Consider the following 18,978-nt stretch of genomic DNA (forward strand, 5'->3'; position numbering starts at 1 on the left):
CGGTGGTCGGGGCTGCGGGCCGCCCGTCGACCCGGTCGGGTCGCGGGGTGGCGAGGGTCGTGCCCCGGCTCACTTGGCGGCCCGAACGCCGGAGGCGGCGGAGTCGTGCCGCCGTCCCCACGCGGCCCGGGTCCGGTTCCGGCGGGAACCGCGGCTCACCGAGCGGGCCAGCCGTGCCGAGTCGGCCTCGGCCCGGAGTTCGTCGGCGTGGTCACGGTGCAGGGCGAGCAGGAAGTGCGCGTCGGTGCTGAACATCACTGAGCTCCATTTCGATCCGGTTCTCGTTGCTGATGTCCACTCTTCGTCGGAAGGCACCCCGGGCACATTGGTGCGCCGCCTCATCTCCGCCCGCCCGGCCTCCTTAGTTCCGTCCTCCCCGGGGGTCCTACCCCGGTAAGGTCCTTACCCGCCCACCCGGGCTTCTGCTGGGGATCGGGCCGGCGGCCCCAGCCGAGGATCGGGCGGGCGGCCTCAGCCGGGGGGATGGGGCGGGCGCCCCCGGCCGGCGATCGACCATGCGGCGCCGGCCGGGGATCTGGCGGGCGGGGCCGGCCCACTAGACTCCGTTGCATGGCAAAGGCGCAGGAGAAGGTGTCGTTCGGCCAGCGGCTGAAGCAGATCGGGATGGTGTTCTCGTTCACCGCCAAACGCGACAAGTGGTTCGTGCCGCTCGCCGTCGTCGCGGTACTGGTCCCGATCGCGCTCACCGTGGTCGCGGTCCTGCGCTGGGGCTGGCTCTGGCTGCCGATCGGCATCCTGCTCGCCCTGCTCGGCCTGCTGATCGTGCTCAACCTGCGTTCCAACCGGGCGATGATGAACGCGGCCGAGGGGCAGCCGGGTGCGGCGGCCTCGATCCTGGAGAGCATGCGGGGTGACTGGCGGGTCACCCCGGCGGTCAGCTCCACCACCCAGATGGACATGGTGCACCTGGTCGTCGGCAAGCCCGGGGTGATCCTGCTCGGCGAGGGGAACCCGCAGCGGACCCGCAGCCTGCTCGGCCAGGAGAAGCGGCGGCTCGCCAAGGTGATCGGCACCGCCCCGCTCTACGACTACCTGATCGGCCAGGGCGACGACGAACTGTCGATCCGCAAGCTGCGTACGACTCTGCTGCGGCTGCCGCCGAACCTCAAGGGCAAGGACGTGAACGCCCTGGACAAGCGGCTCAAGGCGCTCTCCGCGGCCCGGCCGCAGCTGCCGAAGGGCGCGATTCCGAAGAACATGCGCCCGCCCAAGGGGGCCTTCCGGCAGATGCGCGGCCGGTAGTCCGCGTCACGAGGTGTCGTCCTAAGCCACGAGGTGCAGTCCTAAGTCACGACGTGCAGGTCCGGGTCACGAGGTGCAGGTCCGGGTGGTCGAGGACGGCAACACCGGCGGGGCCGGGGCGAGCCGGTCCGCGGCCTGCCGCAGCATCGCCGCGGTGCTCCGCCGGAGCCGGCCCGGCCCGGCGCCCGGAATCGACTCCCGGTCCGGCCGGACCGGTGCGTGTGGGCGGGCGGACCGGACGTGCCGCTCGGTCGCACCCAGCGCGAGGTGGTAACCCACGAGATCCATGGTCACTTCCTTTCGACGGGACCGGTCGAGGCGCGGACGACCAGGTCGGTGGGGAGTAGCACCTGACGGGCGGCGGGGTCCTCGGGTGGCTCCAACAGCAGCCGGCCGGCGATCGCGCCCTTCTCCACCGCCGGTTGCCGGATCGTGGTGAGCCCGGCGGCGGTGGCCTCCGGGATGTCGTCGAAGCCGGTGACCGAGACGTCCCGGCCGGGTCGCAGGCCCCGGGCGGCGAGCGCGTCGAGCACCCCGAGCGCCAGCAGGTCGGTCACGGCCAGCACCGCCGTGGGCCGGTCCACGCGATCCAGCGCGTACTCCGCCGCGCGCGCCCCCTCGGCCCGGCTGTTCGTACCCGCGTTGCACAGCAGCAGGTCGCTCCAGCCGACACCGCCCTCGGCCAGCCCCTCGGCGAAGCCGCGCAGCCGCTCGCGGGTGACGTCGTAGCGGATCTCGGCCGGGTCGGCGACGCTGACCGGACCGGTCCGGCGCTGGGCGACCAGGAAGTCGGAGACCACCGCGACCCGGCGGTGCCCCAGCCGGGCAAGGTGACCGCCGACGGTACGGGCGGCGGCGACCTCGTCGATCCCCACGTACATGGTCTCCGGTCCCACCTCGGCGGGCCGTTCGGCGGCGACCGTCGGCAGGCCACGGGACCGGGTCACGTCCAGCGCCCCGTGCCAGGCCGGTACGCAGTAGACGCAGAAACCGTCGACCGCCGCGTTCCGGACCGCCTGGATGCCGGCCTCCTCCTCCGACTCGGAGAGCGGGACCAGTAGCAGACCGCTGCCGTGCCGCTCGGCGGTCTCGGCGATGCCCCGGAGGAACTGCACCGCGTACGGGTCGGTGAAGGCGTAGGAGAGCGCCGAGGTGAAGAGCACGCCGATCGCACCCACCCGGCCCCGTCGCAGCGACCGCGCGGTCGGGTCCGGTCCCGGGTAGCCCAACCGGCGGGCCGCCTCGTGGATCTTCTCCCGCAACGCCGGTGACAACTGGTCCGGCCGGCTGTACGCGTTGGAGACCGTGCTGCGGGACACGCCCACGGCGTCGGCCACGGTCTGCAATGTCGGCTTCACCGATCCGCCTTCTGTATCGATCCAGTAGCCCTTCTGGATCGATACAGTACGCCGGTCCAGCGCGATGCGCCAGGGGAATCCGGGCGAGGGTCAGCGGGATCCGGGCGCGTGCGCCGGGGACACCCTCAGCGGGGCGGTTCGGAGCCCTCAGCGGGGCGGTTCGGAGCCTTCAGCGGGGCGGGTGAGCCCTCAGCGGGGCGATTCGGAGCCGGCGGGGCGGGTCGACGGCACCGACACCACGATCGAGCCGGCGGCCCGGTCGTGCAGGCCACGGTTGCGGTCGTCCATGATCAGTGCCGGGATCACCAGCCCGAGCAGGGCACCCCGGAGCAGCGCGCGAAGGACGCCGATCCGGCCGCCGTCGGCGTATCCGACACAGCTCAGTCGGCACACCCACATGCCGGGGGTCTGCGCGAAGAGGCCGATGAAGAAGCCGTACACGACGATCAGCGTGAGGACCGGCGCCCAACTGTCGGCGATCGGGTCGGCATAGAGGTTGGTGGCCAGCAGGCAGAGGATCCAGTCGATGCTCAGCGCACCGAACCGGCGCGCCAGACTCGGCGGCGGGCTGGTCGGGTCGGCCGCCGGTACGGGCGGAGCGGCGCCGTTCTGCTGTGCTGCCACAGTCGACCAGGGTATCCGCCGACGGCGATCGCGTCCTGGCCGGCTCCGCCGACCGGGACGCCGGTCACTCCGGACGCCGACCGGCGACGCCTCGCCCGCCTCGCCGCCATGTCTCGCCGGCACCCCTGCGAGCCGTACGACGGCACGCGAAAGAAGATCGAAACGCGGCAAACTCGGCTAACCGACCAAACCGGAGTATCATCCCGGAGTAGACCCGAGCCGACCACCTGCGGGGATCACGCTCCGCAGACGACGTAACACGGCAGAAACATCAGAGACATGCTCGGGCAATCGCATGGCCATAGCGTCGCCACCAGCCTAGCCATCAGTGGACGTGCCAGGAGGACGTGTGTTCGCCAACCCCGAGGAACTCCTGCGATACCTCAAGAACGAGGACGTAAGGTTCGTCGATGTTCGTTTTTGTGACCTGCCCGGCGTGATGCAGCACTTCAACCTGCCGGTCGAGTCGTTCGACGAATCGGTCTTCACCGACGGCCTCGCCTTCGACGGATCGTCGATCCGTGGCTTCCAGGCGATCCACGAGTCGGACATGCTGCTGCTCCCCGACGTCGCCAGCGCCTTCATCGACCCCTTCCGGGCACAGAAGACACTGGCACTGAACTTCTTCATCCACGACCCGTTCACCCGCGAGGCATACTCCCGGGACCCGCGGAACGTGGCGAAGAAGGCGGAGGCATACCTCGCCGCCAGCGGCATCGCCGACACGGCATACTTCGGCCCGGAGGCCGAGTTCTACATCTTCGACTCCGTCCGGCACGAGACCTCGGCACACCAGGCGTTCTACTACATCGACTCGATCGAGGGTGCCTGGAACACCGGCCGCGAGGAAGAGGGCGGCAACCGCGGTTACAAGACCCCGTACAAGGGTGGCTACTTCCCGGTCCCGCCGGTCGACCACTACGCCGACCTGCGCGACCAGATCGTCCAGCGGCTGCTCGGCGCCGGCTTCACCGTCGAGCGCTCGCACCACGAGGTGGGCACCGCCGGCCAGGCCGAGATCAACTACAAGTTCTCTACTTTGCTGCACGCGGGCGACCAGCTCCAGCTCTTCAAGTACATCGTGAAGAACACCGCCTGGGCGAACGGCAAGACCGCGACCTTCATGCCCAAGCCGCTCTTCGGCGACAACGGCTCCGGCATGCACACCCACCAGAGCCTCTGGCTGAACGGCGAGCCGCTGTTCTACGACGAGACCGGCTACGCCGGGCTCTCCGACACCGCCCGCTGGTACATCGGCGGTCTGCTGCACCACGCGCCGTCGCTGCTGGCGTTCACCAACCCGACGGTCAACTCGTACCGCCGACTGGTGCCGGGCTTCGAGGCCCCGGTCAACCTGGTCTACTCGCAGCGGAACCGGTCCGCCTGCACGCGTATCCCGGTCACCGGCAGCAACGCCAAGGCGAAGCGGGTCGAGTTCCGGGTGCCGGACCCGTCGGCCAACGTCTACCTGGCGTTCTCCGCGATGATGATGGCCGGTCTGGACGGCATCAAGAGCAAGATCGAGCCGCCGGAGCCGATCGACAAGGACCTCTACGACCTCCCGCCGGAGGAGTGGGGCTCGGTCAAGCAGGTGCCCGGCTCGCTGTCCGAGGTGCTCGACTCGCTGGAGGCCGACCACGACTTCCTGCTCGAAGGCGGCGTCTTCACCCCCGACCTGATCTCCACCTGGGTCGAGTGGAAGCGCACGAACGAGGTCGACCCGGTCCGGCTGCGGCCGACCCCGCACGAGTTCGCGATGTACTTCGACGTCTAGGACCAACCGCCGGCTCGGAGTCGTGCCACCCGCACGGCCCCAGGCACAGGCGACACAGGCACGTCGGGCGCGCCGTCGACCAACCCCACCAGGGGCTCGGTCGGCGGCGCGCCGCACTGTATCCAGGGCCGGGTTCAGATCACCTTGATCGACGCGATCGCCGGGGGCGGCGGAGTGCCGGACACAGTGGATGGGTCGGTACCAGCCCGGCCGGACACGATCCTTCGATAACTTTGTCACCGTTATAGCTTGGTCACCGATATACTCGCCGCATGACCACACCCGTTCCGCTGCGGGAACCCACGTTCCTGATCCTTACCGCCCTCGCCCGGGAGCCGATGCACGGCTACGGCATCGTCACCGAGGTCGCCGCACTCTCCGACGGCCGGCTGACGCTACGGCCCGGCACCCTCTACGGCGCACTCGACCGGCTCACCGACGAGGGCCTGGTCGAGCCGGACCGGGAGGAGATCGTCGGCGGGCGACTCCGCCGCTACTACCGGCTCACCGACACCGGCGGCAGCGTGCTTGCCGCCGAGACCGAGCGACTGCGCCGCAACGTCGAGGCGGCCAGCCAACGCCTGCGAGCCCGTACCGCCCGAGCGTCGGAGGGCTCAGCCGCCCGTCCGGCGCCGGCAGTCCGCCCCGCCGTCCGGCTCGCGGGAGGCCCGGCATGACTGACGAAGCTCGCCGAGGCGAAACGGGCGAGCAGCCCGGCATGACCGAACAACCCGACGGAACCGGCCAGGGCAGTCCGACCGCCGAGGTGGGTCCGCTGGAGCGGCGGTACCGGCGACTGCTGTACGCGTACCCGAATCGCTACCGGTCGAGCCGGGGCGACGAACTGGTCGGGACGTACCTCGATCTGGTGGAACAGGATCGGCGCTGGCCCTCCCGGCACGACGCCGTCGACGTGCTACGTGGCGGGCTGCGGCAACGGCTGCGCGAGCAGGGCGCGCTCGGGCTCGCCGCCGGCCTGCCGATCGCCGCGACAATCGCGGTGAGCACGCTGGCGGCGCTCGCGGCGTTCCTGCTCATCCAGGTCGAGTTCACAAAACTGCCGGCCGACGTGCTGCCGGCGCAGGTCGGCCCGGCGCAGACCCTCGGCGTGTTCCTCTGGGTCGGCTGGCTGTTGGCCGCGCTCGCCACGACGGTACTGCCGGCACACTGGGCACGCCGGAGCGTCGCCGCCGCGATCCTGCTGACGCTGATGGTGATCCCGGCTGCACCGCTGTCCGGGCTGGCCCGGCCCCCGCTCTACGTGCTCGTCCCGGTGTTGGCGTTCGGCCTGACGGCGCTGGCGCTGCCCACCCGTCCTGGCTGGGCTGGCCGGATCCCACCGTTGCTCGGGGCGCTCACCGGCACGGCCGTGGCCGCGCTCTTCGAGGTCGCCGAGGGCGGCGGGAACTGGTTCACCAGCTACGGCTCCACGATCGAGGTCCTGGGAATGGCGGGGGTGGGATTGGTCGGGCTGACTCTGACCCTCGGTCTCGTGCGCGCGGTCACCGGTGACAGCAGTGCACTGTGGTCGGTCGTACTGCTGGTGACCCCGGCCGGTCTGCTCGGGATCCGACCGATCGCCGACTGGTACTGGGGCGGCGCCTCGACCTGGCACGAACTCGCCGCCACCGCCGTCGTGCTCCCGCTGGTCGGCGCGGGCCTGCTCTTGGTCGTGGTCGCCTGGCACGGCGCCCGGTACCGGGCGATCCGGGCACGCTCGTCCGGCAACCCGTGCCCGACCTGCGGACACGTCTCCGCTGTCGCACAGCGGGCCGACGCCGGGAGAGGCCGGACAGCGCCCTGATCAGCCCGGCGGCCCTCGCCACTGCTGGCCTGCCTCATCACCCGCCGGGGCGGGGTGCCGGGGCGAGCTGGGCGAGGAGTTCGCGTACCACCTCGACCAGCAGGTCGATCTCCGCCTCGGTGGTCCGCCAGTTCACGATCGCCGGGCGGAGTGCGACCCGGCCGTCGTAGACGGTGGTGCCGACGAAGACCCTGCCGTCATCGAGCAGGGCCGCACCGAGCCGCCGGTTGAGGTCGTCGAGTTCGTCCGGCGGTACGTGCCCGGGAGCGGCCCGGAAGCAGACGATGCAGAGCGGTACCTCGGCCAGCCGCTCCAGGTCGGGCGCCTCGTCCACCAGCCGGGCGAGACGCTGGGCCAGGTCGAGCTGCCGCTCCACCATCGCCCGGTGGCCCTCCCGCCCGTACGCGGCCAGCGTCGCCCAGATCGGCATCGACCGCGCCCGGCGGGACGACTCCGGCCCGTACAGGGCGTAGTCGACCGGCCCCGGTTGTCCCGACCACAGTGGACTCCCCGGCCCCGGCAGGTACGCCGTGCCGGGCATCCCGAACGCGACCGGCAGCCGGGCCGGCTCGCGGAGGAACGCGAACCCGCTCTCGTACGGCACGTTGAGCCACTTGTGCCCGTCACAGGCGATCGAGTCGGCCCGCTCGATCCCGCGTAGCAGCCCGGCGGTCCGGGGCGAGAGCGCGGCGAAGATCCCGAACGCGGCGTCCACGTGCAGCCAGGCGCCGTACCGCTCGGCGAGGTCGGCGAGCGCCTCGATCGGGTCGAAGTCGCCCGCGTTCACCTCACCGGCGTTGGCGATCAGCACCGCCGGCCCGTCCAGCTCGGCGAGGCGCCGCTCGATCGCCGGCAGGTCGACCCGGCCCACCCGGTCCCGGGCGTACACCTCGACGGTGTCCCGGCCGTGGCCGAGCATCTGCAACGCCTTGCGGGCGCTGGCATGCACGTACCCGCCGGAGAGCACCGGCATCCGGGGCAGCGTGACCAGCCCGTCCGCCGCCACGTCCACGCCGTGCTGCTCGGCCCACCAGTGCGTGGCGACGGCCAGCGAGGTGAAGTTCGCGAAGGTGGCGCTGGCGACGAGCGCCCCGCCGTACCGGTCGGGGAGCCCGAACAGCTCGCGCAGCCAGCGCAGCGCGACCGCCTCCAGCTCGGCGGCGAGCGGCGAGGAGGCCCGGAAGGCGGCGTTCTGGTCCAGCAGCGCGGCGGTCCAGTCACCGGCGAGCGCGGCCGGGGTCGCGCCGCCGATGACGAAGTGGAAAAAGCGTGGCCCGCTGGAGTGGGTCGCGGCGGTGGTGCCGATCCGGAGCAGCCGGTCCACGGCCGCCACCGATCCGACGCCCCGCTCCGGCAGCCCACCTTCCAGGCCCGCACCGTCGGCCGGGCCGCCGTCACCCGGCCCGCCGCCGGGCGTCGTACCTCCAGGGAGCCCACCGTCGGCGGTCGGCTGGTCGGGCGCGCCCAGTTTGGAAAGCTCGGCCAGCAGCGCCTCGGTGGCCGCGTCGTGCACCGGACGGTCGGCGAGCGAATCCAGGTAGGGACCGGCCGCCGCGTACACCTGGCGCAGCACCGCCGCCGCAGAGTCCCGATCGTGCAACGGGTCGCCCACGCGCTCCTCCTCCGCTCCGGGCACGCCTGTCCTCCGGCGCGCCGTCCCCCGGGACGCCGCCCGGGACCGGTCCCACCCTGCCACCATCAGGTCCGGCGGTGGCAGGGCCAATCGCCCCGCAGTGGTCGCGCCCCGGCCGCTACGCCGGCATCTCCGGGTACGCCGCGACTCGATCAGTCGGCGGCGCAGACCGGGCCCGCGTCGGTCAGGCTGGAGGTGATCCGGTACCGGCCCGGCTGCGGTGCCCTGAGCACGGTCCAGTCGGCGTACGGAGCCAGGCAGGTGCCGGCGCCACCCTCGACCCGGAGCCACCTCGACCAGCGGAGCCGGACCAGGGTCTCCCCGGCGGCCGGTACGTCGACCGTCAACTCCGCCGAGGTCGCCCGCACCAGTTCCACACCCGGAGTCCCGGGCGCCGGCCCCTCGGCACCGTCCGGCGGATCGCCCCCACCCGGCGGCTGCCCCGACCCGATCGCCTCCACTATGGACGGCGAGCCGGTCACCGAATACAGGGTCCAGTCCGGGTGCTGCCAGATGGGTGTCAGGTACGTCAACCCGCCCCGGATCAGTTCCGCCTCCCGCCGGCCGACCCAGGACGGCTCCGCCCCGGCCAGCGCGACGTATCGCACGCCGTTCTCCCGCAACCAGTGGCCGTACGACTCCGCGTCGACGCTGCCGTCCAGGAAGAGCCGGTTGTGTGCCTGGTCGGCCTGGCGCAGCCAACCCCGGGCCAGCGGCGCGGCCTCCGGCACGTACGCCGCCTCCCAGTAGTTCGCCGTCGGCACCACCTCGATCCGGCCGGGTGGCCGGTGGGTCAGCTCGGTCAGCAGCGGCTGGAAGTAGCTCCGGGAGGCCGTCGGGTCCCCGGCCGCCCGCAGGTCCGCCACCGACACCGGCGGTTCCACGACGGCGACCAGCGCCACCACCGTCGCCAGCGCGAATCCACCCGCCCGGCGGGACCAGCGCCGGGCGAGTCCGGCCGGCAGTGCCCCGTAGCCCGCCAGCACCGGCAGCGCGAACATCACGGCCAGCCGGGTGGCGTTCAACCCGACCGGTGTCCGGACCGCGAACGCCGCCAGCACCCCGAGGGTGGCCAGCACGGCACCGATCCGCAGCACGCGCCCCGGCACCAGCAGAGCGACCAGCACACTCGCCAGCGCCGCCGTCAGCGTGTCGGTGAGGCTGATGTTCATCCAGCCACCCGCCCCGAACACCAGCCCCAGCCCGGCCACCGGCACCCCGGCGCCCACCGCCAGCACCGCCCCGTCGACCGTCCCCGGCCGCCACAGCCGCTCGCCCACGCCCTCCGCACCCCGCACCCCGCCCGGCTCCGGCACCACCGGGAGAACGCCATCCCGCTCCGGTGCCGCCGGCCGGACACCCTCCTGCTCAGGCACCGCCGGGAGGACACCGCCCCGCTCCGGTGCCGCCGGAGAGCGGGCCGCCACCACCAGGGCGACGCCGGCGAGCCCGACGAAGAGTCCGGCCACCGGGCTCGCCGCGCCGGCCAGCACGGCCGCGCTCCCGGCCGCCAGCCAGCGCAGCCCAGGCCGGACCAGGCTGGTCAGGAGCAGCAGGGCGAGCAGTCCGAATGCGACCCCGATCGCGTAGGTGATCCGGCCGGAGACGAGGTTGCCGGCGATGCAGGCGGCGCCGACCAGCCCGCCGAGCAGCGGCCGGCGGGCACCGGTCCGTACCATCAGCAGCGCCAGTGCCGCCGCCGAGCCGAGCAGCGCGAGCACACCGGCCAGCCGAGGGCCGAGCGCGTCGGCGCCGAGCCAGTGCATCAGCGGCGGGGTGAAGAGGCTGTAGCCGTACGGGGAGATGCCCGCGTACCAGCCGAGGTCCAGTGGGGCGAAGCCGTGCCGGTCGAAGAAGTTGGCCCGGGCGACCTGCGCGGAGAGGTCGGTGCCGAGCGGCGGGGCGAGCAGGAACGCGACCGCCAGCACGCCGGCCGGGCCGATCGCGCCGGACAGTACCCGGGTGACCCGACGCCGGTCAGGCATTCAGCACGCGCTCCGCCGCCGCCCGGGACCGCCGCGCCGTCCGCAGGTACTGGTCCAGGAACTCGCCCGGGTCGTGGCCGCCGAGCAGGCGTACCACGCCGGCCAGTTCCACGCCGTGCCGGGGCAACTGGTCGCCGGCCCGGCCGCGTACCAGCATCAACGCGTTGCGCACCTGGGCGGCCATGCTCCACCCGGCGGCCATCGCGGCGGCGTCGGCGCCGTCGATCAGCCCGGCCTCCCCGGCGGCGGCCAGCGCGTCGAGGGTACGCGTGCAGCGCAGCTCGGGAAGCCGGCCGGCGTGCCGGAGCTGGGTGAGCTGCACCGCCCACTCCACGTCGGCCAGCCCGCCCCGGCCCAGTTTGGTGTGCGTGGCCGGATCGGCACCCCGGGGCAGCCGTTCGGTCTCCACCCGGGCCTTGATCCGGCGGATCTCCACCACCTGTTCCCGGCTCAGCCCCTGCTCCGGGTAGCGCACCGGATCGGCGACCGCCTCGAACTCGCGCCCGAGGTCGGCGTCGCCGCAGACGTACCGGGCCCGCAGCAGTGCCTGCGCCTCCCAGACCTTCGACCAGCGGGCATAGTACTGCGCGTACGCGCCGAGGCTGCGGACCAGCGGCCCCTGCCGGCCCTCCGGGCGCAGGTCGGCGTCGACCCCGAGCGGTGGGTCGGCGGCCGGCATGCCGAGCAGCCGGCGCAGCTCCTCGGCGATCGCCCGGGCCGCCGCGCTGGCCGCGTCCTCGGCCACCCCGGTCGGCGGGTCGTAGACGAAGAGCACGTCGGCGTCGGAGAGGTAGTTCATCTCGTACCCGCCGAGCCGGCCCACGCCGATCACCGCGAACCGCAGTCCGGGCATTGCCGGCTGGGTCGCCCGGGCCACCCGCAGCGCCGCCCCCAGGGTGGCGTCGGTGACGGCGGAGAGCGCCGCGCCGACGGTGTGCACGTCGGAGTCGCCGATCACGCCGGCCGGGGCCGCCTCCGGCGCGACGGTCGCGGCCATCCCGGTCGGGCCGGCCGGGGCCAGCGAGCCCGCCCGGTAGAGCACGTCGGCGCAGGCGATCCGGACCAGTTCCCGGCCGCGCAGCGCCCGGACCGACCGGATCGCCTCGGTCGGGTCGGCCGGCCGCGGCCCCCGGCCGACGAGATAGCGGTCGGCGGCGGCCACGAACCCGTCCCGGAGTACCTCGGTGTCCCGGGGGGTCAGCTCGGCGTCGTCGGCGAGCAGCCGGAGCGCCTCCGGATCCCGGGCCAGCAGGTCCGCGACATAGCGGGAGACTGCCAGGGTACGGGCCAGCCGGCGGGCCACCGGCCCCTCGTCGCGGAGCAGCCGCAGATACCACGGGGTGCCGCCGAGCTTGTCGGAGACCTGCCGGTAGTTGAGCAGCCCCCGGTCCGGCTCGGGCGCGTCGGCGAACTCCTGGAGCAGTACCGGCAGCAGGGTGCGCTGGATCGCCGACGTCCGGGTCACCCCGCCGGTCAGCGCCTCCAGGTGCCGCAGCGCCCGGCTCGGGTCGGCGAAGCCGAGGATCTCCAGCCGGTTCCGGGCCGCCTCCGGGGTCAGCCGCAGCCCGTCGGCCGGTACCCGGGCAACCGCCTCCAGCAGCGGGCGGTAGAGCAGTTTGGCGTGCAGCCGGCGTACCTCGGTGGCGTGGCCGACCCAGTCGGCCCGGAACGACTCGACGGCGTCCCGGCCGGGCAGCGCGGTGTAGCCGAGCGCGTGGGCCAGCCAGCGCAGCACCGACCGCTCCGCCGGCACGGTGTGGGTACGCCGGAGCCCCTGCAACTGGAGCCGGTGCTCGACACCCCGCAGGAAGCGGTACCCGCGCAGCAGCGCCTCGCCGTCCGCCCGCCCGACGTAGCCGCCGGCGACCAGGGCACGCAGCGCCGGGATGGTGCCCCGGGCCCGAAGCGACTCGTCGACCCGGCCGTGCACGAGTTGGAGGAGCTGCACCGCGAACTCGATGTCCCGCAGCCCGCCCGGCCCTCGCTTGATCTCCCGCTCCAGCTCGCGCGGCGGTACGTTGTCGATGATCTTCCGGCGCATCGCCCGGACGTCCTCGACCGCCTCCGGCCGTTCGGCCGCCCGCCACACCAGCGGGGCGAGCGCGTCGATCCACTCCTGGGCCAGCGCGCCGTCTCCGGTCGCCGGGCGGGCCTTGAGCAGCGCCTGGAACTCCCAGGTCCGGGCCCAGCGGCGGTAGTAGGCGAGGTGGCTGGCGAGGGTACGCACCAGCGGCCCCCGGTTGCCCTCCGGCCGCAGCGCCGCGTCCACCGGCCAGGCCACCAGTCCACAGATATGGATCAGCCGGGTCGCCACCTGGGTTGCCGCCGGCAGGTCCTCGTCGGTGGCGGCCACGAAGATGACGTCGACGTCGGAGACGTAGTTCAGCTCGTTGCCGCCGCACTTGCCCATCGCCACCACCGCCAGCCGGGGTTCCGGGGTCCCCTCGGGCAACTCGCCGACCGCGATGGCGTACGCGTCGGCCAGGGTGGCGTCGGCCAGCGCGGAGAGCGCCGCCATGGTCTGCTCCAGGCCGCGCCCGCCGGTCAGGTCGGCCGCCGCGATCCGCAGCAGGGCCAGCCGGTACGCCTGGCGCAGCGCCGCCACCACCGACGGCGAGCCGAAGCCGGCCTCCGGTCCGGTGGAGTCCGGGTGCAGCAGCCCTTCGGCGTTCGGCGGCAGCCCGTCGACCCCGGTACGCAGCGCCCGCCACTGCTCCGGGTTGGCCACCAAGTGGTCGCCGAGCGCCGACGAAGCGCCCAGGACGGCGATCATCCGCCGACGCAGCCCCGGATCGGCGTGCAGGGCGGCGAGCAGCGTCTCCCCGCCGTCGTCGGCCTCCCCACCGTCGCCCGTCGCCGGCACGGCATCCACCGCTGCCGTCGAGCCGGCCAGGGCTGCCGACGAGCCGGCCGGGGTGGCTGAGCGGCGTTCCGCCTCGACGATCCGGTGCAGTTGGCGCAGCGCCAGGTCCGGATCGGCGGCCCGGGATAGCGCGGTGAGCAGTTCGCCGGCCGGCTCGTCGACCGGCTCCTGGGTGTCGGTGTCCCAGAGCCCGAGCCCGTCCGGCCCGAGCAGGTCGGCGGCCCGGCCCACCCCGTTGCCGCCGGCCCGCTCGCCGTCGCCGACGCCGAAGCCGTACCGGGCGAGCCGGCCGGGTGCGCTGGTCGGTCTGCTCATCGGCGGCGGCCCCCGGTGTCTCTCATCGGCGGCAGCTCCCGCTCTCCGTCATCGACTGCGACTCCCGGTCTCCGTCATCCGTGCCGGCCCTAGTGTCCGAGCAGGGGCAGCGTCGGTCGGGGCGGGATGTCGTCGAGCCGGCCCTGGGCCAGAGCCGCGAACCGGGCCGCGAACGGCTGCCAGACCTCTTCGACGTCGGCAAGTACCTCGGCGCAGGCCGCCACCACCAGCTCCGGGTCGTAGTCCAGATCGGTCAGCGTCGCCGAGTCGGTCGCCCAGTCGGCGATCATCGCGGCGTCGCACTCGATGTGGAACTGGAGGCCCCAGGCCCGGTCGCCGAGCCGGAACGCCTGGTGCGGATAGCGGGTCGAGGCGGCCAGCAGGGTCGCGCCCTGCGGCAACTCGGTGATCTCGTCGACGTGCCACTGGAGCACGTCCGGGATCATCGGCACGTACCGGAACAGCGGGTCGGTGTCGGCGGCGTCCCGCTTGCCGACCACGCTGGGGCCGATCTCCGGCCCGGCCGCGCTCCGCTCGACCGTCCCGGCGTGCGCGGTGGCCAGCAGTTGGGCGCCGAGGCAGATCGCCAGGGTCGGCACCCGGTGCCGGACCGCCTTGCGGAGCAGCCCCTCCAGCGCCGCGAACCAGGGTGCCCCGGGGGTACCGTCGGGTGCCGGGTACGGATGCTGGTAGCCGCCGAGCACCACGAGCGCGGCGTACCCGGTGAGGTCGTCGGGCAGCGCGTCCCCGGCGTACGGCCGGAGCACCGCCAGGTCGAGTCCGGCCTCGGCGAGCCACTCCCCCAGCCGCCGGGCGTCGTCCGTCGGGTCGTTCTCGATCACCAGTGCGGTCGCGGCGCCGCCCGCGCTGCCGGTGTCGCTCTCGGTTCCGGTCTCGGTTGCCACGGTGTCGAGGCTATCCGGTGTGCCCGACGCCCACCGATAGGCTCGGGGCCGAGTGGAACGAGGAGGCGGAGTGTCCGACGATCAGGCGGTACGACCCCCGGCACTGCGGCCCGGCGACACGGTGCTGCTGGTGTCGCCGTCCGGGCCGACCCGGCCGGAACGGGTCGCCCGGGGCGTGGAACTGCTCACCGGTTGGGGCCTTCGTCCGGTCCTCGCCCCGAACGCGTACGCCCGGCGCGGCTACCTCGCCGGCGATGACGCACTGCGCACCGCCGACCTGAACGCGGCCTTCGCCGACCCGGCGGTACGCGGCGTGCTCTGCACCCGGGGCGGCTACGGCGCGCAGCGGGTGGTCGACGCGATCGACATGTCGGCGGTGCGTCGGGACCCGAAGGTGGTGGCCGGGTTCTCCGACATCACGGCGCTGCAGCTCGCGCTCTGGCGCGGCGCCCGGCTGGCCACCGTGCACGGCCCGGGAGCGGCCTGGCTGGACGAGCGCACCCCACCGGGCTCGGCCGAGTCGCTGCGCGCCGCGCTGATGTGCCCCGAGCCGGTGGTGGTGCACCGGCTGCCGACCGAGGAGACGGCTGCGGTACTGGTCCCGGGCACCGCCACCGGCCCGCTGATCGGCGGCAACCTCTGCCTGATCGTCTCGTCGCTCGGCACCCCGGACATGCCGGACCTGACCGGCGCGATCCTGCTGGTCGAGGATGTCGGGGAGCCGCCGTACAAGGTCGACCGGATGCTCACCCACCTGCGCCGGTCCGGGGTGTTGGCCGGGGTCGCCGGGGTGGCGGTCGGGCAGTTCACCAACTGCGCCGACGACTGGGCGGTCGGGGTGGCCGAGGTGCTGGCCGAGCGGCTCGGCGACCTGGGAGTACCGGTGCTCGGCGGGCTGCCGATCGGGCACGGGGTCGGGCAGTTGACCGTGCCGGTTGGCGTACCGGCAACGCTGGACGCGGACGCCGGCACCCTGACGGTCTCCCCCGCCGTACGCTGACCTCCCGCAGCTCCGGGCGCTCCCGGGGACGCCGCTGGGGCCGGCCCGCAGATCGTCGTCACTCGGCGACGTCGGGTCGGCGGCTACGCCACGGCCGCCGGCTACTCGACCGGGTCGTTCTCGGGCGGCTCGGTGGTGGCCGACCTCAGCGCCCGTTCGAACCGAACGCGCAGCGCCGGCCAGCCCTCGAGGAGTCCGGCCGTCTCCAGCGGAGTCAGCGCGGTCCTCACCTCGCGCGTCATCCCCGCTTCGACGAGTCGTACGAGCACCTCGGCCGCGAGCTTCTCGTCGCCGCTGCCGTACTTCCGCAGCGCCTTCGCGAGCAGCCCACCGAGTCGACGGTCGACTCCCCTGGATCCGGCCAGCAGCGTGAGCCCGCACCGCAGCAGCCGATCGCGGTGCTCGCGATGTACGCCCCTACCCACCATCTCCTCGAGCACGTTAACGGCCAGGTGCGGCGGTAGTTCGACGTCACCGGCCAGTCGGTCGAGCAGAAGCCCGAATACCCAGCCCCGATGCTCCTCGTCGATCACGTCCAGCAGCCCGGCGAGCCGGAGGTAGCAGTCCCGGCGCTCCGTCGCCTCGCCGACCGCGACCGGTGCGGCGAGGAAGGTCAGGAGTTCGTACACCAGCGAGGTGGCCGCCGAGGCGGGTCCCACCAGGAAGCCGTTGATCCCGTGGCCCAGCGACGCCGCCGGTTCGAGCGCGTGCACCAGCACGTCGTCGTCGATCCCGCACCGGAAGTACGCCCGCCGCGCCACCAGCTCCCAGGACTGTCCGCCCCGGTTGAACGTCGCCAAGGCCACTTCCCCGGGCAGCACGATGTCGTACGTCCAGAGCGGATCGACGGACGGTACGCCCGCCTCGGCCGGATCGGCCACCAGGTGCAGCGAGATGTCCCGGCTGCCGTCCCCGGCCCGGACCCGGTCGAGCGCCAGCGCGCCCACCAGGCTGCTCCAGTCCTCGGAGCCGAGCTGCGACTGCCAGAGCAGGGTCTCCCGATGCCAGACCGGCACCACGTTCCGGTCCGGATAGAGGCGGCTGACCCGCAACGTGCCGGCAGCGCAGACGGTCAGCAGCAGCAGGTTGGCGCTGTACGCGGCATGCCGCGCCGGCACCGGCAGCCCGCGCGGCTGGTACGAGTCGAACTGCCGGGCCAGCCGGGTGTGGTGGGCGGCCCGGAACAGCCGGACCAGCAGGTCCACCAGGGCCTCCCGGCGCTGCGCGGCGGCCGTCGACATGAGGCCACGGAGGAAGCCCAGGATCGGCGCCCGCCCGCTCAGCGCCGCATAGGAGAGCAGCGCGTGCAGCAGGTCGTCGTCGGCCGGCCCGCCCCGCAGCGGCATCATCGTGGCTGCCTCCCGGGCCGCGATGTCGGTCAACACCTGCCAGGTGAACCGGGCGACCAGGAATTCGCCGAAGGTGGCGTGCAGGAACTCGTACGTCTCCAGTTGCTGGTCGTCGCGGAGCGCACGCGACCGGTGGACGAAGAAGAACCGGCCGATCACGATCTCGGCCTGCCGAAGCGGAGCCCGCAGTTCGGCGTCGACGCCGGGTGCGGGAACGGGGCCGAAGAGGGCCAGCAGATCGTTGTCCAGTTCGGCTTCGCTGACCCATTGGGCATTCCGGTTGAACATCGCGAAGGCGACCACCGACAGCCGGCGCAACTCCGCCTCGACGGCATGCTCCAAATCGTGCTCAGGCAGCCCGCGGCGGTGCTTGACCACCTCACGGCGGGCGAACCTGCGCAGCAGCCGCTCGTAGAGTTCGTCCTGCCGCAACACGCCCGCCGAGCGCAGGGCGTTGTCGTCCGCGTCGTAGAGGGCCAGCATCAGCAGCAGCAACGGCTGCTCGGCCAGTTCACCGTGGGCGAGCACGGTCGACAGGTCCAACGGGGCAACGCCCCGAGCGGCGAACTCCTGCGCGTTGACCCTGTTCCAGTTGGCCAGCCAGACGGCCACCCGGGGCTCGTCGAACGGCTCCAGCCGGAGCGCGACGGTCCCCTCGGGCGCACGGGCCCGATCGGCCACGCTGGTCCGGCTCGTCACCACGACCACCAGCGGCCGGTCCTGGTCGGCCTCCCGGCGCTGGAACGCCGCCACCTTGACCAGGTAGTCGGTCTGAGCGACCCCGGTCGCCTGGAGCAGTTCGTCGAAGCCGTCGAGCACGATCACCGGCAGGGCGTCGCCGGCCGAGCGGACCAGCGCGGGCCAGTCCAGCCGCTCGCCGGTGGCCTTGCGGACCGCGTACTCGATCTGGTCCTGTAGGTCGGCCGTGGACGGCATGTCCCGGACCACCAGCCGGACCGGCAGGAAGTCGGCGGCCGGCAGCCGGGCGGCGAGCACCCGGGTGAGGACGGACTTCCCGGAGCCGGGCTGACCGAGCACCAGCAACGGCGCCTCGACCGCCCGGGGATTGGTGAGATATCCGGTGAGGAACTCGGACAGGTCGTCCCGTACGGGTTGCTCGGCCCACCAGGACTCCTCGCTGGGCCGGGCCGCCGGACCGAGTTCGGCGATCCGGTACAGCGGGGGCACGTAACCCGCACCGAGGGTCGGTACCCGGATGCCGGCCGGCACGTCGCCGGACTCGACGACCGGGCGAGCCAACTCGGCCGCGTACGCCCGGGTCAGCCCGGAGCGCCGCTCGGACGGCAGCCGCCCGGCGGTGGCCTCCGTGAGCAGCCGTTCCAGGTCGGCCAACGCGGCGGCCACCTCCCGTACCTCGGCCCGGGTGCCGGCGTGCTCGCGCAGTACGGCCCAGAACGACACCTCTGGAAACTCGGCGGCGAGCCGGCCGAACAGTTCCTGGTGCCGCTCCTGGGCCCGGCCCGGCAGCGCGCGCAGGGCCTCCTCGAACGCCCCCCGCTGGGACCAGACGAGCCCATCCCAGACGGCAAGCCCGTTGACGAACCTCTGCATCCCGTCCGCGGTCGTGGCGTAGTACTCACCGAGCATCGCCTGGAACAGGTCGTACGGCTGGTGTGGTCCGGGCACCGGCACCCCGTCCGCGAAGAGGCTGCCCAGCAGGGACTCGTCCGTCCGGCCCGCCCCGACGATCGCCTTCTGCTCCCACTTCGTCAGTTTCAGATCCTGGAACCGGAACGGCAGGTCCGCCTCCGCGAACGCCTCGAAGAAGGCCGTGACCACGAGTACCCGGTGTGCCGCGGCGAGCCGCTCCGTCCGGCCGTACCGGGACAGCCCGGAGCGTCGCTCGACGAGTCCGCCGACGAGTTCGTGGCTGAGCCGGATGAACTCGGCCTTGGCGTCGAAGAGCGAGAGTACGGCCGGCGCCGCCACCGCCGCGCCGAGCAGCGCACCCCCGGTGACCTTGTCCAGCGCGGTCACCACCGGGCTGCGCGCGCCACCGAGCAACCGGGCGGCGTCGGCGTAACTCAGCGTCCGGGGCATTCGGCAGCTCCTGTCCGTCGGGATCTCACCGGGTACAAGCTTGG

Annotated in this window: 14 protein-coding genes; 5 read left to right on the forward strand and 9 right to left on the reverse strand. The window is 73.3% G+C overall.

Annotated elements, in window-relative coordinates; translation table 11 throughout:
* Nucleotides 1–69: 69 nt before the first annotated feature.
* Nucleotides 70–255, reverse strand: a complete 186-nt coding sequence (locus Pma05_RS10880; RefSeq protein WP_203857218.1) for a hypothetical protein — start codon at nt 253–255, stop codon at nt 70–72.
* Nucleotides 256–570: 315 nt separating this feature from the next.
* Between Pma05_RS10880 and Pma05_RS10885 the strand changes: the two genes are divergently transcribed.
* Nucleotides 571–1,263, forward strand: a complete 693-nt coding sequence (locus tag Pma05_RS10885; RefSeq protein ID WP_203857219.1) for a DUF4191 domain-containing protein — start codon at nt 571–573, stop codon at nt 1,261–1,263.
* Nucleotides 1,264–1,329: 66 nt separating this feature from the next.
* Here the strand turns inward: Pma05_RS10885 and Pma05_RS10890 are convergent, their stop codons facing one another.
* The 3 genes from Pma05_RS10890 to Pma05_RS10900 all read right to left on the reverse strand — a co-directional run bounded on the left by Pma05_RS10890 (nt 1,330) and on the right by Pma05_RS10900 (nt 3,245).
* A complete protein-coding gene (locus Pma05_RS10890; protein ID WP_239312159.1) occupies nt 1,330–1,551 on the reverse strand; it encodes a hypothetical protein in 222 nt (73 codons plus the stop codon).
* Between the two features lie 2 nt (nt 1,552–1,553).
* The gene (locus Pma05_RS10895; RefSeq protein ID WP_203857221.1) at nt 1,554–2,621 is read right to left on the reverse strand and encodes a LacI family DNA-binding transcriptional regulator; all 1,068 of its coding nucleotides are present in this window, start codon (nt 2,619–2,621) and stop codon (nt 1,554–1,556) included.
* A gap of 189 nt (nt 2,622–2,810) precedes the next feature.
* A complete protein-coding gene (locus Pma05_RS10900; protein WP_372441452.1) occupies nt 2,811–3,245 on the reverse strand; it encodes an RDD family protein in 435 nt (144 codons plus the stop codon).
* 349 nt (nt 3,246–3,594) lie between these two features.
* On the opposite strand from Pma05_RS10900, the gene glnA reads away from it, so the two are divergent.
* The 3 genes from glnA to Pma05_RS10915 all read left to right on the forward strand — a co-directional run bounded on the left by glnA (nt 3,595) and on the right by Pma05_RS10915 (nt 6,823).
* Complete coding sequence (glnA, locus tag Pma05_RS10905) at nt 3,595–5,019, forward strand: type I glutamate--ammonia ligase (protein ID WP_203857222.1); 1,425 nt, start codon at nt 3,595–3,597, stop codon at nt 5,017–5,019.
* 272 nt (nt 5,020–5,291) lie between these two features.
* A complete protein-coding gene (locus Pma05_RS10910) occupies nt 5,292–5,696 on the forward strand; it encodes a PadR family transcriptional regulator (RefSeq protein ID WP_203857223.1) in 405 nt (134 codons plus the stop codon).
* Between the two features lie 41 nt (nt 5,697–5,737).
* On the forward strand, nt 5,738–6,823 hold the full coding sequence (locus Pma05_RS10915; protein WP_203857224.1) for a GlsB/YeaQ/YmgE family stress response membrane protein: 1,086 nt from the start codon (nt 5,738–5,740) through the stop codon (nt 6,821–6,823).
* A 37-nt stretch (nt 6,824–6,860) separates the two neighbouring features.
* Here Pma05_RS10915 and Pma05_RS10920 read toward each other — a convergent pair whose 3' ends face one another.
* The 4 genes from Pma05_RS10920 to Pma05_RS10935 form a co-directional block, all read right to left on the reverse strand.
* A complete protein-coding gene (locus Pma05_RS10920) occupies nt 6,861–8,435 on the reverse strand; it encodes a pyridoxal phosphate-dependent decarboxylase family protein (RefSeq protein WP_203857225.1) in 1,575 nt (524 codons plus the stop codon).
* A 173-nt stretch (nt 8,436–8,608) separates the two neighbouring features.
* Complete coding sequence (locus tag Pma05_RS10925; protein ID WP_203857226.1) at nt 8,609–10,441, reverse strand: DUF8823 domain-containing protein; 1,833 nt, start codon at nt 10,439–10,441, stop codon at nt 8,609–8,611.
* Complete coding sequence (locus Pma05_RS10930; RefSeq protein ID WP_203857227.1) at nt 10,434–13,619, reverse strand: bifunctional [glutamine synthetase] adenylyltransferase/[glutamine synthetase]-adenylyl-L-tyrosine phosphorylase; 3,186 nt, start codon at nt 13,617–13,619, stop codon at nt 10,434–10,436. Before Pma05_RS10930 ends, Pma05_RS10925 begins: the two co-directional genes overlap by 8 nt.
* 89 nt (nt 13,620–13,708) lie before the next feature.
* Entirely contained in the window at nt 13,709–14,524 is an 816-nt protein-coding gene (locus Pma05_RS10935) for a type 1 glutamine amidotransferase (RefSeq protein WP_239312161.1), read from the reverse strand.
* 70 nt (nt 14,525–14,594) lie between these two features.
* Here Pma05_RS10935 and Pma05_RS10940 point away from each other — a divergent pair, with 70 nt between their 5' ends.
* Entirely contained in the window at nt 14,595–15,524 is a 930-nt protein-coding gene (locus tag Pma05_RS10940) for a S66 peptidase family protein (protein ID WP_203857228.1), read from the forward strand.
* A 101-nt stretch (nt 15,525–15,625) separates the two neighbouring features.
* Here the strand turns inward: Pma05_RS10940 and Pma05_RS10945 are convergent, their stop codons facing one another.
* Nucleotides 15,626–18,934: an NACHT domain-containing protein gene (locus Pma05_RS10945; protein ID WP_203857229.1), complete on the reverse strand. Its 3,309-nt coding sequence runs from the start codon at nt 18,932–18,934 to the stop codon at nt 15,626–15,628.
* Nucleotides 18,935–18,978 lie beyond the last annotated feature (44 nt).

Origin of the sequence: Plantactinospora mayteni (genome assembly GCF_016862935.1) — a bacterium.
Lineage (GTDB): Bacteria > Actinomycetota > Actinomycetes > Mycobacteriales > Micromonosporaceae > Plantactinospora > Plantactinospora mayteni.